Genomic DNA, 16,043 nt, shown 5'->3' on the forward strand with positions numbered 1-16,043 from the left:
CGCCTGCGGGAGCGCCCCTCAGTGGTGGTGCCCGTGCGCCGCGTGCGGGTCGTACGGCGCGGCGCCGGGCCGGGCCCACTGCGGGACGGGGCGGCCGCGGTCCTTCCACCAGGTCGCGGTGGGGTGCTGCGGCCAGCCGGCGGGGGAGTCCTCCCACCGCTCCTGGCGCCCGTAGACGGTCATGTCGAGCAGCTGCGCCTGCGCCATGATCGCCTCGACCCCGCGGTGCGTCGTCTCGTTCGTGAGGAAGACCCGGTCGCCGACGCGCAGGTAGCAGGAGATGAGGCCGCGGTCGTCGCTGAGCCCGCCGCCGACCGCCTCGTCCGTCACCCCCTGCATCGAGTACCACGGGACCTCGTAGCCCATGAACGCGACGTACGGTGCCACCTCCTCCCACGGGCCCTCGCAGAAGACGGCGAACGTGGCCCCGCGATGGTGGAGGTAGGCGGCGTCCTGGACGCTCCAGATGCTCGCGGTGCACCCCTCGCACTGGCCCTCGACCGGCTGCCCGGCGTGCCACATGTGCTTGTACGCGACGAGCTGGTCGCGGCCCTCGAAGACCTCGAGGAGCGGCGTCGGCCCGTGGGGCCCGACGAGGACGGCGCCGGCGTCGACCTCCGTCATCGGCAGACGGCGGCGCGCGGCGGCGATCGCGTCGCCCTCGCGGGTGTGGGCCTTCTCGCGGTCGCGGAGCGTCGAGCGCTCGCGCAGCCACCTGGCGCGGTCGACGGCGGCGGGCACCGGCGCGCCGCCCGGGGCGGGGGACGGCGCGGGGCGGCTGGCGGGGGTGGGCTCGGAGGGCATGGCGTGGCTCCTCGGCAGGGCAGACCGGTCGCGGATGAGACCGGCGGCCCGTCCCGGACTCATCGGCGTCCGCCGTAGGCTCGTGGCGTGTTCCGCCTCAACCCCGAGCAGCTCGTGTTCGTCACCGAGCGCCATCTCGCCACCCTGACCACGCTCCGCGCCGACGGCAGCCCGCACGTCGTGCCCGTCGCCTTCACCTGGGACGCCGACGCCGGGGTGGCCCGCACCACCGCGCGTCGCACGTCCGTCAAGGTCGCGAACGCCCGCCGGTCGGCCGCGGACGGCTCGCGCCCGCGGGCCGCGCTGTGCCAGGTGGACGGGGGCCGGTGGCTCACGCTCGAGGGCACGCTCGAGGTGAGCGAGGATCCCGCGGAGGTGGCCGACGCGGTGGCGCGGTACACGAAGCGGTACCGGCCGCTCGAGCACGACCCGGACCGCGTGGTGCTGCGCCTCACCCCGGACCGCGCGATGGCGTCGACCTACATGGCCTGAGCGTCGTCGCGGGCCGCGGGAGCGCCTCGTCAGGCGACGACGACGGACTCGTCGCCCTCGGGGAGGGAGACGGTGACACGGTCGCCGCGCACGAGCTGGCGGCCCCGTCGCGTCTCGACGTCGCCGTTGACCTGCACCTCGCCGTCCGCCACGAGGTCGCGGGCGTGGGTGCCGGACTCGGCGAGGCCGGCGAGCTTGAGGAACTGCCCGAGGCGGATCATGTCGTCGCGGATGGGGACGTCGGTGGCGGCGCTCATGCGTCCATTCTCCGGCAACCGGCCCCGGATCCCGACCTGCGCTGCATAGACTGGCCCGGTGATCCGACGCATCGACCTCCGCGGGCAGGAGCTGTCCCGCACCGAGCTGCTCGGGGTGCTGCCGCGCCCCGAGATCGGGGTGGACCAGGCGACCGCCGCCGTCGCCCCGATCCTCGCCGACGTCCGGACCCGGGGCGCCGCCGCGCTGCGCGACCTGGCCGAGCAGTTCGACGGGGTGCGGCCGGAGCATCTGCGGGTGCCGACGGCCGCGCTGGCGGAGGCCCTGGAGCAGCTCGACCCGCAGGTGCGGGCGGGGCTCGAGGAGGCGATCCGCCGCGTCCGCGCCGTGCACGCGGCCCAGGTGCCCACGGAGCACACGACGCAGCTCGGTCCGGGCGCCGTGGTCCGCCAGCGCTGGATCCCGGTCCAGCGGGTGGGGCTCTACGCGCCCGGCGGCCTCGCCGTCTACCCGTCGTCCGTGATCATGAACGTGGTCGCGGCGCAGGAGGCCGGCGTGCCCGGTCTCGCCGTCGCGTCGCCGCCGCAGAAGGAGTCCGGCGGGCTGCCGCACCCGACGATCCTCGCCGCATGCGCGCTGCTCGGCGTCGACGAGGTGTACGGCGTGGGCGGGGCCCAGGCCGTGGGGATGTTCGCCTACGGGGCCGCGGGCACCGAGCCGCAGGACGGCACCGTGCTGTGCGAGCCGGTGGACGTCGTGACCGGGCCGGGCAACGTCTACGTCGCGGCCGCCAAGCGGCTCGTGCGGGGTGTGGTCGGCATCGACGCGGAGGCCGGGCCCACCGAGATCGCCGTGCTGGCCGACGAGACGGCCGACCCGGGGCACGTCGCGCTCGACCTCATCAGCCAGGCCGAGCACGACCCGATGGCGGCGTCCGTCCTCGTGACGCCGTCCGTGGAGCTGGCCGGCGCGGTCGAGGCGCGGCTGAGCGACCTGGTCGGCGCCACGAAGCACTCCGCGCGGGTGCTGCAGGCGCTGAGCGGCCCGCAGTCGGCGGTCGTGCTGGTGGACGACCTGGAGCGTGGTCTCGCGGTCGTCGACGCCTACGGCGCCGAGCACCTCGAGATCCAGACGGAGGACGCCGCCGCGCTCGCGGAGCGGGTGCGGTCGGCCGGCGCGATCTTCGTCGGGCCCTGGTCCCCGGTGTCCCTCGGCGACTACATGGCCGGCAGCAACCACGTCCTGCCCACCGGGGGTTCCGCGCACTTCTCGAGCGGCCTCGGGGTGCACGCGTACCTGCGCTCGGTCCAGGTCATCGAGTACACCCGGGACGCGCTCGAGGAGCTCGCGGACCGGATCGTCGCCGTCGCGGACGACGAGGACCTGCCCGCGCACGGCGAGGCCGTGCGCGGCCGCTTCCTCTGACGCCGGTGTCGCCCTCCCGCCGCCCGCGGCCGTGATCGCCGGCGACGAATAGTGTGCCAAGCGGCGGGCGTAGACCCGCCCGCCGCGTCGGAGGCGCGTGCGAGCATGGACGCATGCCCGCCCCGCCGCCCCGCCTCGACCCCGTCGTCGTGGGAGGCATCGTCGGCACCGCCACGTTCCGGCGCGCCCAGGGGTACGAGCGCTCGGGGATGGTCTCGACGTGGCGGTGGGACCCCGACGGGCTGGTCCTGACCTCGCGGGTCGCGGGGAGCGGGTCGCAGCCGTACACGTGCCGGGTGACGTTCGAGGTCGACGCCGAGGGCCGGTACGCCTACGTCGGCTCGTCGTGCACCTGCCCCGTCCGCGAGGAGTGCAAGCACGTCGCGGCCACGCTCCTGCACGTGGGACGCCGTGCCGAGGCGGCCGAGCTCGACGGCTCCGCGGGCGACGGGCCCGTGGCGGCGACCGGCTGGCGGGGCCGGCTCGCGGCGGTGACCGGAGGGACCCGGGGGCACGGGGCGGGGGAGCCGCCGGTCGCGTCCGGCGGCGGGATCCTGCCCGTCGCGCTGCGCTTCCGCCTGGACGAGGCGTTCGGCGACCTGCCGGCCCAGCTGTCCGTGCGCCCGGTGGTGCGCGGCCGCACGGGCTGGAAGGTGGCGCCCGAGGCGAGCTGGGAGGCCCTGGCCACGGGGCTCTACGCCTTCGCCGACGTCCGCGCCACGCCCGCACCCGCCGTGCGCCGCTGGTTCGCCGACCTGGGCTCCGCCCTCGCCGACGGCGGCTTCGGCCGCGGGCGGCAGGCGTGGCGACCGCTCGCCGCCGGGGGGCGCGGCCTCTGGGCGCTCCTCGCCGAGGCCGCGGACCTGGACATCCCCCTGGTCGCGCACGGCTCGCGTGACGAGGTCCACCTGGCGCGGGGAGCCGAGGCGCGGCTCCTGGTCGGCGCCGCCGACGACGGCGTGCGGCTCGACCCCGTGGTGGCGTTCGACGGCACGGACGCCCCCGAGGGCGCGGCGCTGGGCGCCGTCGGCGACACGGGGCTGTACGCCGTCGAGACGGAGGGGAAGCGCACGGTGCTGCGGCTCGGGCCCACGGCGCGGCGGTTGTCCGACGCGGCGCGGGAGCTCGTGGCCGTCGGCCGGGTGGAGGTGCCGGCCGACGACGTCGGCGAGCTGTTCGCGGAGCACGTCCCGGTGCTGCGCCGCGCGGTGCGCGTGCTCTCGGACGGGTCTGTGACTCTCCCCGACCCGCCACGCCCCGTGCTCGTCGCGGAGGCGGGGTTCGCGTCCCCCGAGCACGCACGGCTCGCGTGGGCCTACGAGTACCCCGCGCCCCCGCACCTCGCCCCGTCCGCGCCGCCGCGCCGTGTCCCGCTCGAGGGCGCGGCGTCGGACCCCCTGCGCGAGCCGGACGTCGAGGAGGAGATCCGCGCCAAGGCACAGGCCGCCGTGCGCGGCGTGCCCGGCTTCGAGCGGTTCGACCTCGCCGCCCGGACGGAGCTGCGGGGGCTGGACGCCCTCGACCTCGCGCACGGCGTGCTCCCCGTGCTCGCGGCGGAGGCCGACGTCCGCGTCGAGTCCTCCGACGTCCCGCACTACCTGCACCTCGACGCGGCCCCGCGGGTGGTGGTGTCCGGCGCCCCCTCGGGCGACTCCGACTGGCTCGACCTCGGCATCGCGGTGACCGTGGCCGGCAAGGAGCTGCCCTTCGCCCGCCTGTTCACCGCCCTCGCGCGCGGTGACAAGCGCCTCCTGCTCGTCGACGGCTCGTGGCTGCGCCTCGACCAGCCCGTGCTGGGTCGGCTGCGGGACCTCATCGCGGAGGCCAACGCGCTGAGCGACCGGCCCGGCCGCGCCCGGGTGAGCCGGTACGACGCGCACCTGTGGGGCGAGCTCGAGGACGTCGCCGACGTCGTGGAGGCGGCCGAGGCGTGGCGCCGCTCGCTGGCCGGGCTGCGGTCGTTCGCCGCCGGGCAGAGCGTGCCGGAGCCGACCGCGGTGCCGGCGGGGGTGCGCGCGGAGCTGCGCCCCTACCAGCGGGAGGCGTTCGAGTGGCTGGCCTTCCTGTGGAGCCACGGGCTCGGCGGGATCCTGGCCGACGACATGGGGCTGGGCAAGACGGTCGAGGCGCTCACGTTCCTCGCGCACGCCCGCGCCGCCGCGCCGGACGCACCGCCGTTCGTCGTCGTGGCGCCGGCGTCCGTCGTGGGGAACTGGGTGGACGAGGCCGCACGCTTCACCCCCGGGCTGCGCGTGGCGTCGATGCCGGCGACGGCGCGTACCCTGGGCTCGGGCGTGGCGGAGCTCGCGGCGGACGCGGACGTCGTCGTCACGTCCTACGCCGTCTTCCGGCTCGAGTTCGACGCCTTCGACGCCCACGCCTGGAGCGGGCTGATCCTCGACGAGGCGCAGGTGGCGAAGAACCCGCGCACGAGGGCGCACGAGACGGCACGCCTGCTCGACGCCCCGTTCAAGCTCGCGATCACGGGCACGCCGCTCGAGAACAACCTGCTGGAGCTGTGGGCGCTGCTCGCCGTCGTCGCGCCCGGCCTCTACCCGTCGATGCACCGCTTCCGCGCGGAGACGGCCCGCCTCGTCGACGCCGCCGCCACCGACGACGACCCGCAGGTGGTGGCGGCCGGCAACCGGGCGCTCGCGCGGCTCAAGCGCCGGATCCGCCCGCTCGTGCTGCGCCGGACCAAGGATCAGGTGGCCCCCGAGCTGCCCGAGCGCCAGGAGCGCGTGCTGCGGGTGCCGCTCACCGCGGACCACCGCAAGGTGTACGACACCCATCTCCAGCGCGAGCGGCAGCGGCTGCTCGGGCTGCTGGAGGACTTCGAGGCGAACCGCGTGGCCATCTTCCGCTCGCTGACCACGCTCCGGCGCCTGGCGCTCGACGCCTCCCTCGTCGACGACGCGTACGCCGGGGTCGGATCGGCCAAGCTGGACGTGGTGACCGACGAGCTGGTCGAGATCGCCGCCGAGGGACATCGTGCCCTGGTGTTCTCCCAGTTCACGTCGTTCCTGCGCCGCGTGGAGACGCGCTGCGCCGAGGCCGGGCTGCCCGTCGCCTACCTCGACGGCGCCACCCGCCGCCGCGCGGACGTGATCCGCGGCTGGAAGGAGGGCGACCAACCCGTGTTCCTCGTCAGCCTCAAGGCGGGCGGGGTGGGCCTCAACCTCACCGAGGCGGACTACGTCTACCTGCTGGACCCCTGGTGGAACCCCGCCGCCGAGGCCCAGGCCGTCGACCGCACGCACCGCATCGGGCAGACCCGGCACGTCGTGGTCACGCGCCTCGTGGCCCAGGACACCATCGAGGAGAAGGTGATGGCGCTGGCCCGGCGCAAGGCGGCCCTGTTCGACGCCGTCCTCGACGACGCGTCCGGCGCCTTCGCGGGAGCGCTCGCGGCCGACGACGTCCGGGGGCTGCTCGAGCCGTAGGGCATGTGCGGGCACAGGAGAGCCCCCGGTCCCGGTGGTCGTGACCACCGGGACCGGGGGCTCTCCGTGCGAGAGGCGTCGGCTCAGCCGACGGGCCTCACTTCGCGGGGTTGGTGCCCTTCTCCCAACCCACGTTCTCCACCGGCTGCAGGCCGAAGAGGTCGAGACCGGTGTAGGTCTCGGGCGTGAGGTTGGCGAGGCCCTTCGTGGCCATGGAGATCCACGGGCCGTTGTACAGCGGCAGGATGCCCCAGGTCTCGGAGATGATCTCCGACTCGAGCTTCATGCCGGCCGCGGTCTGCTCCTCGGCCGTGGGCAGCGCGGACACCTGGTCGGCGATCTTCTTGTCGATCTCCTTGGTGCCGGTCGCCGACAGGTTCAGGCCGGAGTCCGAGCAGTACAGCTGGCACATGTACGCCACGCCGTACGGGTCGCTCGACGAGAAGCCGAGGATGACCAGGTCCCAGTCCTTGGTGGACAGGACGGTCGAGAAGTCGCTCGCCGGGCGCTTGTCGATGTCGAGCTTGAAGCCGATCGCGGCGAGCTGCTGCTGGACGACCTTGGCGCGGGCCTCGGTGATCGGCTCGTCGCCGAAGATGGGCAGACGGCCCTCGAACTTCTCGCCGTCCTTCTCGCGGACGTCGCCGTTCTTGGTCCAGCCGGCCTCGTCGAGCAGCTTGTTGGCGCCCTCGACGTCGAACTTGTAGCCCGCGTTGGCGAGAGCGTCGACGTAGCCCTCCTGGAACGGGAACAGGTTCAGCGAGCCGGCGTCGGGCTCGGTGTAGTTGAGGCCGTTCCAGACGACCTCCTTGATCTGGTCGCGGTTCACGGCCTTGAAGAGCGCCTCGCGGACCTTGAGGTCCTTGAACTGCGGCCGCTCGGCGTTGAGCTCGAGGAGGTTGGTCGACGTGCGCTGCGCGCGGTACGTCTCGGCGTTGTCGACGTCCTTGAGCTGCTCGAGGTTGTCCGCCGACAGGTTGTCGACGTAGTTGACCTCACCGTTCTGGAAGCCGTTGACCGCCGCGGTGGGCTCGAGCACGCGGAACGTGACCTTGTCGAGCATGGGCTTGTCGCCCCACCACTTGTCGTTCGGCACGAACGAGATGACGCCGCCGTTGAGGTCGAAGTCCTCGATCTTGTACGGGCCGGCACCCCAGTCGGCGTGCGCGTCCTCGATGTAGCCCTCGTTGAAGGCCTTCGGGGAGTTCACGGCCGGGTTCATGATGTGCCAGAACAGGCCGTCGGTCCACGGGAACTCGGTCTTGAAGGTGACGACGGCCTGGCGCTCGTCCGCGCCCTGCTCGACCGACTCGATCTGCGAGTAGCCGTCGGTGGAGCTGGGGACGTAGCCCTCCTCCGTCGAACGGTTGGCCTTCCAGAGCTCCTCGTACGACTTCCAGGTGATCGGGCTGCCGTCGTTCCAGACCGCCTTGGGGTTGATCGTGTAGGTCACGACCGTCTTGCCGTCCTTGACCTCGGTGGTCCAGTCGGACAGGTAGTTCGGGTTCGCCGACGCCTCGCCCTCCGGGGACATGAGGATCATCTGCGGGTTGTACCACTCCCAGATCCGCGCGGTGTCGACCGAGCCGTCGGAGTGGTTCGGGTTCATCTGCGGGGTGATCTCCGTCAGCGGGAAGGTCACCTCGCCACCCTGCTCGAGGTTCTCGCGGGGCTGCGGGTTGTAGTCCGCGCCCTGGATCGTCTGGGCCTCGGCCGTCGGCTTGTCGCCGCCGCCGTCGTTGCCGCCACCGCCGCAGGCGGTGAGGGCCAGGGCAAGCACGCCGGCGACGGCGACGCTGCCGGCCAGTCTCTTCTGCAGCCTCATGGGTGCTCCTTTCGCGCCTCGTGGGCGCTGACTTGATGGTTGGGAGTGCGGGATGGATGGAGAAGCGTGGTCAGCGGTGGTGGCAGGCGTTCACGTGGACGCCCGTCCGTCCGCTGAGTGCGGGCACCTTCGTGTCGCAGGCGACCCGCTCGGGGTCGTCGAGCGTCTGGTAGAGCGGGCACCGCGAGACGAAGGCGCAGCCCTGGATGGTGTCCGTCGGGCTAGGGAGGTCGCCCTTGAGCACGATGTGCTCGCGGCCTCGCTCCACCACCGGGTCCGGCACCGGGATCGCCGACAGGAGCGCCTGCGTGTACGGGTGCTGGGGGTCGTCGAACACCGCGTCGACCTCGCCGTGCTCGACGAAGCTGCCGAGGTACATCACGGCGACGCGGTCCGCGATGTGCCGCACGACGGACAGGTCGTGCGCGACGAAGAGGTACGACAGCCCGAGGCGGACCTTGAGCTCGTCGAGCAGGTTGATCACGCCGGCCTGGACGGAGACGTCGAGCGCGGACACCGGCTCGTCGAGCACGACCAGCTTCGGGTTGGTCGCCAGGGCGCGCGCGATGCCGATGCGCTGCCGCTGGCCGCCGGAGAACGCCGCGGGGAAGCGGTCGCTGTGGGCGGGGTCGAGCCCGACCAGGCCCATGAGCTCGTCCACCCGGGGGCCGACCTCGGCGTGCGGGGTGCCGACGGTGCGCAGCGGCTCGGCGATGACGTCGAAGACGGTCATGCGCGGGTCGAGCGAGCCGACCGGGTCCTGGAAGACGATCTGGACGTCGCGACGCAGCTGCCGCTCCTCGCGCCCGCCCTTGATGTCGGAGACGCTGGTGCCGACGATCCGGATGTCGCCGTCGTCCTGCGCGGCGAAGTCCATGATCTGGAGCAGCGTGGTGGTCTTGCCCGACCCGGACTCGCCGACGATCGCCATCGTCTCGCCCTCGCGGATGTCGAAGCTGACGCCCTTGACGGCGTGCACCTCGCCGACCTTCTTCTTGCGGAAGGAGCCCTTGAGGAGCGGGAACGACTTCGTGAGGTTCTCGACCTCGAGGGTGGGCTTGCGCAGGTCGCGCGGCACCTCCTCGAGCGTCGACGCGGGGATCTCTGGGACCGGGTACACCGGGCTGTCGTCGATGCGGCCGGCACGGATCTCCTCCGCGCGGATGCAGGCGGCGCGGTGGTCCGGCTGCCCGGCCACGGCGAGGAGCTCCGGCTCGGCGGTGCGGCAGGCGTCGGTGACGATCGGGCAGCGCGCCGCGAAGGGGCAGGCGTCCGGGAGGTCGACCAGCAGCGGCGGGCTGCCCTTGATGGGCACGAGCGGCTGCTTCACGGACTTGTCCACGCGGGGGATCGCGCCGAGGAGGCCGATCGAGTACGGCATGCGCGTGTCCGCGAACAGCGTCTCGACGGGGGCCTGCTCGATGGCGCGGCCGGCGTACATCACGACCACGTCGTCCGCGATGTTGGCGACCACGCCCATGTCGTGCGTGATCATCATGACCGCGGCGCCGGTCTCGTGCTGGGCCGTCTTGATGAGGTCCAGGATCTGCGCCTGGATCGTCACGTCGAGGGCGGTGGTCGGCTCGTCCGCGATGATCAGCTTCGGGTTGTTCGCCATCGCGATGGCGATGACCACGCGCTGGCGCATGCCGCCCGAGAACTCGTGCGGGAACGACTTCACGCGCTCCTGCGGCCGGGGGATCCCGACGAGGCGCAGCAGCTCCACGGCCCGGTCCCAGGCCGCGCGGCGCGACATGCGGGCGTTGTGGATCGTCAGGGCCTCGACCAGCTGGTCGCCGACGGTGAACACCGGCGTCAGCGACGTCAGGGGGTCCTGGAAGATCATCGCGATGCCGTTGCCGCGGATCTTGGACATCTGGGAGTCGCTCTTGCCGAGCAGCTCCTGGCCCTCGAACATCACCGAGCCGCCGATGCGGGCGTTGTCGTCCAGCAGGCCCATGACGGCGAGCGACGTGACGGACTTGCCGGAGCCGGACTCGCCGACGATCCCGAGGGTGCGCCCCTCGGCGACGTCGAAGGAGACGCCGCGGACGGCGTCGACGCGCCCCGCCTCGGACGGGAAGGAGACGGTGAGGTCGCGGACGGAGAGAACAGGGGTGGTCATGCGCGGCCTCCCGCAGCGGAGGTGGGATCGAGGGCGTCGCGCAGGCCGTCGGCGACGAGCGCCATCGAGACGGTCAGCAGGGTCAGGGCGGCGGCCGGGAAGTAGAACATCCACGGGGCGCTCGAGATGCTCGAGGCGCCGATGCCGATGAGGGACCCGAGCGACACGTCGGGCAGCTTGACGCCGAAGCCGAGGAAGGACAGGCCGGTCTCGGCCATGACCGCGCCGACGACGCCGAGCGTGAAGTTGATGACGAGCAGCGACCCGATGTTCGGGATCAGGTGGCGCATCACGATCCGCAGACCGGGGACGCCCATGTACCGGGCGGCGTGGACGTACTCCCGCTCGCGCAGCGACAGGGACAGCGTCCAGATCGTGCGGGCCTGGAAGAACCAGCTGACCAGGATCAGGACGAGCGCGATGACCTTCCAGTCGCCGCCGGAGTCGTTCGACATCATGGCGAGCAGCAGGAACGTGGGCGCCACCATCAGGAAGTGGATGATGAACAGCGCGACCCGCTCGATGCGGCCCCCGAAGTAGGCGGCCGCGGTGCCGATGACGGCGGACAGGACCGTCGTGCCCGTGGCGACCACGACGGCGATGAGCAGCGAGCGCTGCAGGCCCACGACGACCATCGCGTAGAGGTCGTTGCCCGCGTTGTTGGTGCCGAACCAGTGCTCGGGGCTGGGCGGGTCGGACAGCGCGAGGAAGTCGAGCTCGACGTGGTCGTACTTCTGGAACAGCGAGCCGAACAGGGCGAACAGCACCAGCAGCACGAAGATGACCACGCCCACGAGGGCGGGACGGTTGCGCGCGAACCGGCGGCTGTACAGCCGCCACTTCGACAGGCGCTTGCGCTCGCCGGTCTCGGCGACGGGGGGCACGGTCTCGGCCTCGGCCAGAGGGTCGACCATGGAGGGATCGGTTGCCATGTCAGCTCACCCGCACTCGGGGGTCGAGGGCGACGACGGCGATGTCCGCCAGGATCGCGCCGATCGCGGTCATGACCGCGCCGAACGCCGCGACCGCGACCACACCGTTGATGTCGTTCTTGGAGATCGTGTCGATGAAGTACTGCCCCATGCCCTTCCAGGCGAAGATCGACTCGGTCAGCACGGCGCCGGTGAAGATGCCGGGGATCGAGAACGCGACCTGGGTGGTGACGGGGATCAGCGACGTGCGCAGCGCGTGCTTGCGGATCGCCTGCTGCTTGGTCAGGCCCTTGGCCCGCGCCATGCGCACGTAGTCGGACTTGATGTTGTCGAGCAGCAGGGAGCGCTGCAGGAAGTGGTACTGCGCGTAGCCGACGATGATCAGGGCCAGCGTGGGCAACGTCAGGTGCTGGATCGTGTCGACCAGGGTGGGGAAGAACCCGCTCACCCCGGGACTCGATGATCCGGTGACGTAGAAGACCGTGGTGCCGACGGCGCCGTTGAAGGCGATCGCGAGCAGCACCAGGCCGAGCGCCGCCACGACGATCGGGATGTTCATCGTGATGATCGACGTGCCCTGGGCGATCCGGTCACCGACGCGGTACTGGCGCGAGGCGCTGTAGACGCCCAGCGCGATCCCGATGAGGGTGAGGAGGATCGTGGCGCCGAGCATCAGCTCAGCCGACACCCACATGCGGTACGAGACCTGCTCGTTGACCGACTGACCCGTGGGGCTGACGCCCCAGTCCCAGTGGAAGAGGATTCCGCTGAACCAGTTCCACCACCGCACGAGGAGCGGCGTCTGGTCGTCCAGGTTGCGCGGCTCGAGCAGGTTGTGGATCTGCTCCTCGCTGAGCGGGGGCCGCCTCCCCACGTAGTTGCTCCGGGGGTCGAGGTAGGCCCAGGCGAGGAAGTACGTCAGGTTCGTGACGGCCACGACCATGAGCAACCAGCCTGTGGTGCGGCGCAGCAGATATCGGGTCAATGTCGGAGGGGCTTTCTTCAGGGACGATGGCGGTGCCGTGAGATTACAGGCGTCCGGAGTGGCCTCCGACACATCTGGACGGCGCGGACTCGGATCGTTACGGTTTTGTGCCCGAGGCTCACATTCCCGAAACATGCGGGACCGCCGCCGGAGCGAGGGCTCCGGGGCAGTCCCGTACGGCCGGTGGGGTCAGCGCACGCCCAGCACGAACGGGTGCACGGCCGTCGCCCCCGCCTGGCGCAGCAGCCGGGCGGCGACGGTGAGCGTCCAGCCCGACTCGGTCCAGTCGTCGACCAGGAGCACCGAGCGCCCGGGCAGCCCGCGCAGGGCCGCGTCGTTCAGCTCGAGCCGGAGCCGCCGAGCCACCCCGGCGAGGCGCATCGCCGAGTTCACGTCGTGCCGGGCCGGCTCCTCGGCGCCCTGGGCGGGGCCCACCGCCCCGATGAGGGGCACGCCGAGGTAGGCGGCCAGGCCCGACGCCAGGTGGTAGGACAGCTGCGGCCGGGTGGTGGAGCGGACGGCGACGACGCCGTCGACGAGGGTGCGGCGCGCACCCTCGGCACCGTCGTCGGACGACGTTCCCTCGGCGGGACCGCGGACGGCCTCCCAGTCGTCCAGCACCCGTGCCGCGGCGCGGCGCAGGGGCACCGGCACCTCGCCGTCGGGGGCGCCGGGCGCGAAGAGGTCGCGCAGCGGCCCGGACCAGCCCAGCCCGTCGAGCCGGGCGACGGCGCGGCCCGGGGCGGCGCGCTCCTCGGGCGCGATCTTGCCCTTGAGGTCGAGCCCGAGCGCGGCCAGGCCCGACGGCCACATCGCGCGGGAGCCGACCTCGACCCCCGGCCGGTCCATCTCGGCGCGCGCCGAGGCGACGGCCTCGGCGTCGGGGACGGCGGGCAGCGTGACGCCGCCGCACCGGTCGCAGCGGCCGCAGGTCCAGCCCTGCGGGAGCTCCGGGTCGTCCAGCTGCGCCCGCAGGTACGCCATCCGGCACCCGTCGGTGGCGACGTAGTCGACCATCGCCTGCTGCTCGGCGTGGCGGGTGGCCTCCACGCGGGCGTACCGCTCTGCGTCGTAGGCCCACGGCGTGCCGGTGGCGACCCAGCCGCCCTGCACGCGCCGCACCGCCCCGTCGACGTCCAGCACCTTGAGCATCGTCTCCAGGCGGGAGCGCTTGAGGTCCACCTGGGTCTCGAGCGCCGCGGTGCTCTGCGCGCCCTCGGACGCGGACAGGGCGCCGAGCGTCGCGCGCACCTGGGGCTCGGCCGGGAACGCCTGCGACCCGAACCAGTCCCAGATGGCGCGGTCCTCCTGCCCGGGCAGCAGGACGACGACGGCGTCGTCGACGCCGCGGCCCGCGCGGCCCACCTGCTGGTAGTAGGCGATGGGCGACGACGGTGCGCCCAGGTGCACGACGAACGCCAGGTCCGGCTTGTCGAAGCCCATGCCGAGCGCCGACGTGGCGACGAGGGCCTTGACCCGGTTCTCCTTGAGGTCCTCCTCGAGCTGCTCCCGCTGCGTGGGGTCCGTGCGCCCGGTGTACGCGGCGACGGCGAGCCCCGCCCCGCGCAGCTGCTCGGCCACCTGCTCGGCCGCGGAGACAGTGAGGCAGTACACGATCCCGGAGCCGTCCACGTCCTGCAGCGCCTCGACGAGCCACGCGACGCGCGTCGGCTGGTCCGGCAGCTCGAGGACGGCCAGGTGCAGCGACTCGCGGTCGAGCCCGCCGCGCAGCACGAGGACCTCGTCCCCGCCGGCGGCGCCCTCGGCGGCCGGCAGCGACCCGTGCACGGCGAGCTGCTCGGCGACGTCGGCCGTGACGCGGGCGTTCGCGGTCGCGGTGGTCGCGAGCACGGGGATGCCCGGCGGCAGGTCGGCGAGCAGGGTGCGGATGCGGCGGTAGTCCGGGCGGAAGTCGTGGCCCCAGTCGGAGATGCAGTGGGCCTCGTCGATCACGACCAGGCCGGCGTCGGCGGCGAGCCGGGGGAGCACCTCGTCGCGGAAGGCCGGGTTGTTGAGCCGCTCCGGCGAGCAGAGCAGCACGTCCACCTCGCCGGCGGCGATCGAGGCGTGCACCTGGTCCCACTCGGTGACGTTCGAGGAGTTGATCGTCACGGCCCGGATCCCGGCCCGGGCGGCCGCCGCGATCTGGTCGCGCATCAGCGCGAGGAGCGGGGACACGATGACGGTCGGCCCGGCACCCCGGGAACGCAGCAGGGAGGTGGCCACGAAGTAGACCGCGGACTTGCCCCACCCGGTGCGCTGCACGACGAGGGCGCGCCTCCGGAAGGCGACCAGCGCCTCGATCGCGCGCCACTGGTCGTCGCGCAGGGCGGCGTCCTCGCGGCCGACGAGCGCCCGGAGCGACTCCTCCGCCTGCTCGCGCAGCGTGCCGCCGCCCTCGCCCGCGCTGTCGAGGAGGCCGCGCAGCATGGCGAGCTTCGCGCGCTTCGTGGGGTCGGCGTCCCCGGCCGCCGGCCCCGGGGCGGCAGGCGGCTCCGGAGCCTCGGAGGCCGGGGCGACCGGCGCCGGGGCGGGAGGCGCGTCCGCGGGCGGCGCCGGACGCACCGCCCGGCGGGCCTCGGGCTCGGGAGCCTGGTCGTCCGGCGGCGGGGCGTCGTCGTCGGTCGGGTCGAAGACGAGGTCGGCGTACGGGTCGTCGGGATGGCTCACGCTCCCGATCGTAGGGGGCGCCGCCCACGGCGGGCGGCCGTCCTCCACAGCGTGCCGCGACCTGCCGGGGTGTCGGTCAGCGCACGTACTCGCGCAGCAGCGCGACCGCCGACGCGACCACCGCCACGACCTCGGACACCGCCGCGAGGAGCTCGTTCGTCCCCGCGAACGTCTCGTTCACGCCGTAGAAGCCGACCGTCGTCGACAGCACGAACGCCAGCAGGGTCAGGCCGCCGAACCCGATGCCGCCGACGAGGGGCAGCCAGTGCCGCCAGACCACCAGGAGCACGGCGAGCACGAGCCCCGCCACGGCGTTGAGCAGGAACAGCGGCCCGACGACCGCGATGGCGTCGTAGCCGTCGACGTACAGCAGCACGTGCACGATCGCCGACACGAGCGCCGCGGCGGCCGCGGCCAGCCGCCATCCACGGGCGAAGGGCGGCCGTGCACCACCCGTGGCCCGGGGGCTGGGTGGCACCGCGCCGTGGGACGAGTCCATGATGATGATGCTCCCACTCCTCGGGCCCGCCGTCTCCGGAGCGGGACGCGCACGCGGCGTCGTCCGGGGACCGACCAGCCCGGAGGCCCCATGCCCACCACGCCCTTGCCCAGCTCGACGATGCCCCGCACGCCGTCGCCCACGCCGACCGCCGAGGCGGTGCGCGCCTGCGCCTGCGGGCCGACCCGCCGGCAGCTGCTGCGCGGCACCGGCGTGCTGGCGGGCGCGGTCGCCGGCGCGGGGGTGCTCGCCGCCTGCGTCGAGCAGAAGCCCACCCCGCAGCAGGCCGCGGCCTCCGCGAGCGCCGCGGGGGCGGGGACCGTCGTCGTGGCGCTCGCGGACGTGCCCGTGGGCGGTGCGGTGTCCGCGAAGGTGGCGGGCCAGGACGTGCTGGTCACCCGGCCGACCGAGGGGGAGGTGCACGCGTTCAGCGCGATCTGCACGCACGCGGGGTGCACCGTGGCGCCCGGCGACGGCGAGCTCGTGTGCCCGTGCCACCAGTCGCGGTACGCGCTCACGGACGCCGCGGTGCTGGGCGGGCCCGCTCCCGAGCCGCTGCCGGCGATCCAGGTCGAGGTGTCGGGGTCGGACGTCGTCCTCGCCTGAGCGCCCGGGGCGTGCGGCAGG

At 73.5% G+C, this 16,043-nt stretch carries 12 protein-coding genes; 4 read left to right on the forward strand and 8 right to left on the reverse strand.

The window, feature by feature from the left end; genetic code table 11:
* Positions 1–18 precede the first annotated feature (18 nt).
* The gene (locus ACFU5J_RS17170; RefSeq protein ID WP_430579541.1) at positions 19–804 is read right to left on the reverse strand and encodes a DUF899 family protein; all 786 of its coding nucleotides are present in this window, start codon (positions 802–804) and stop codon (positions 19–21) included.
* Positions 805–891: 87 nt separating this feature from the next.
* On the opposite strand from ACFU5J_RS17170, the gene ACFU5J_RS17175 reads away from it, so the two are divergent.
* Positions 892–1,296, forward strand: coding sequence for a pyridoxamine 5'-phosphate oxidase family protein (locus tag ACFU5J_RS17175; protein WP_430575267.1), 405 nt, complete (start codon positions 892–894; stop codon positions 1,294–1,296).
* A 29-nt stretch (positions 1,297–1,325) separates the two neighbouring features.
* Here ACFU5J_RS17175 and ACFU5J_RS17180 read toward each other — a convergent pair whose 3' ends face one another.
* Positions 1,326–1,553: an RNA-binding S4 domain-containing protein gene (locus ACFU5J_RS17180; protein WP_380316390.1), complete on the reverse strand. Its 228-nt coding sequence runs from the start codon at positions 1,551–1,553 to the stop codon at positions 1,326–1,328.
* A 58-nt stretch (positions 1,554–1,611) separates the two neighbouring features.
* Between ACFU5J_RS17180 and hisD the strand changes: the two genes are divergently transcribed.
* The gene (hisD, locus tag ACFU5J_RS17185; RefSeq protein ID WP_430579542.1) at positions 1,612–2,937 is read left to right on the forward strand and encodes a histidinol dehydrogenase; all 1,326 of its coding nucleotides are present in this window, start codon (positions 1,612–1,614) and stop codon (positions 2,935–2,937) included.
* Positions 2,938–3,050: 113 nt separating this feature from the next.
* A complete protein-coding gene (locus ACFU5J_RS17190) occupies positions 3,051–6,380 on the forward strand; it encodes an SNF2-related protein (RefSeq protein WP_430579543.1) in 3,330 nt (1,109 codons plus the stop codon).
* A 97-nt stretch (positions 6,381–6,477) separates the two neighbouring features.
* Here ACFU5J_RS17190 and ACFU5J_RS17195 read toward each other — a convergent pair whose 3' ends face one another.
* The 6 genes from ACFU5J_RS17195 to ACFU5J_RS17220 all read right to left on the reverse strand — a co-directional run bounded on the left by ACFU5J_RS17195 (position 6,478) and on the right by ACFU5J_RS17220 (position 15,416).
* Positions 6,478–8,205 carry an ABC transporter family substrate-binding protein gene (locus tag ACFU5J_RS17195; protein WP_430575270.1) on the reverse strand — a complete coding sequence of 576 codons (1,728 nt, stop codon included), beginning with the start codon at positions 8,203–8,205 and terminating at the stop codon, positions 6,478–6,480.
* Between the two features lie 70 nt (positions 8,206–8,275).
* Positions 8,276–10,330, reverse strand: a complete 2,055-nt coding sequence (locus tag ACFU5J_RS17200) for a dipeptide ABC transporter ATP-binding protein (RefSeq protein ID WP_430575271.1) — start codon at positions 10,328–10,330, stop codon at positions 8,276–8,278.
* On the reverse strand, positions 10,327–11,262 hold the full coding sequence (locus ACFU5J_RS17205; RefSeq protein ID WP_430575272.1) for an ABC transporter permease: 936 nt from the start codon (positions 11,260–11,262) through the stop codon (positions 10,327–10,329). The genes ACFU5J_RS17200 and ACFU5J_RS17205 overlap by 4 nt, the downstream gene beginning before the upstream one ends.
* Before the next feature lies 1 nt (position 11,263).
* Positions 11,264–12,247 carry an ABC transporter permease gene (locus ACFU5J_RS17210; protein ID WP_430575273.1) on the reverse strand — a complete coding sequence of 328 codons (984 nt, stop codon included), beginning with the start codon at positions 12,245–12,247 and terminating at the stop codon, positions 11,264–11,266.
* A 189-nt stretch (positions 12,248–12,436) separates the two neighbouring features.
* Positions 12,437–14,677 (reverse strand): RecQ family ATP-dependent DNA helicase, encoded by a 2,241-nt coding sequence (locus ACFU5J_RS17215; RefSeq protein ID WP_430579566.1) that lies wholly within the window; start codon positions 14,675–14,677, stop codon positions 12,437–12,439.
* A 316-nt stretch (positions 14,678–14,993) separates the two neighbouring features.
* The gene (locus ACFU5J_RS17220; RefSeq protein ID WP_430575274.1) at positions 14,994–15,416 is read right to left on the reverse strand and encodes a hypothetical protein; all 423 of its coding nucleotides are present in this window, start codon (positions 15,414–15,416) and stop codon (positions 14,994–14,996) included.
* Positions 15,417–15,506: 90 nt separating this feature from the next.
* Between ACFU5J_RS17220 and ACFU5J_RS17225 the strand changes: the two genes are divergently transcribed.
* Positions 15,507–16,022 carry a Rieske (2Fe-2S) protein gene (locus ACFU5J_RS17225; protein ID WP_430575275.1) on the forward strand — a complete coding sequence of 172 codons (516 nt, stop codon included), beginning with the start codon at positions 15,507–15,509 and terminating at the stop codon, positions 16,020–16,022.
* Positions 16,023–16,043 lie beyond the last annotated feature (21 nt).

The organism is Isoptericola sp. NPDC057559 (assembly GCF_042801555.1).
Taxonomy (GTDB): domain Bacteria; phylum Actinomycetota; class Actinomycetes; order Actinomycetales; family Cellulomonadaceae; genus Isoptericola.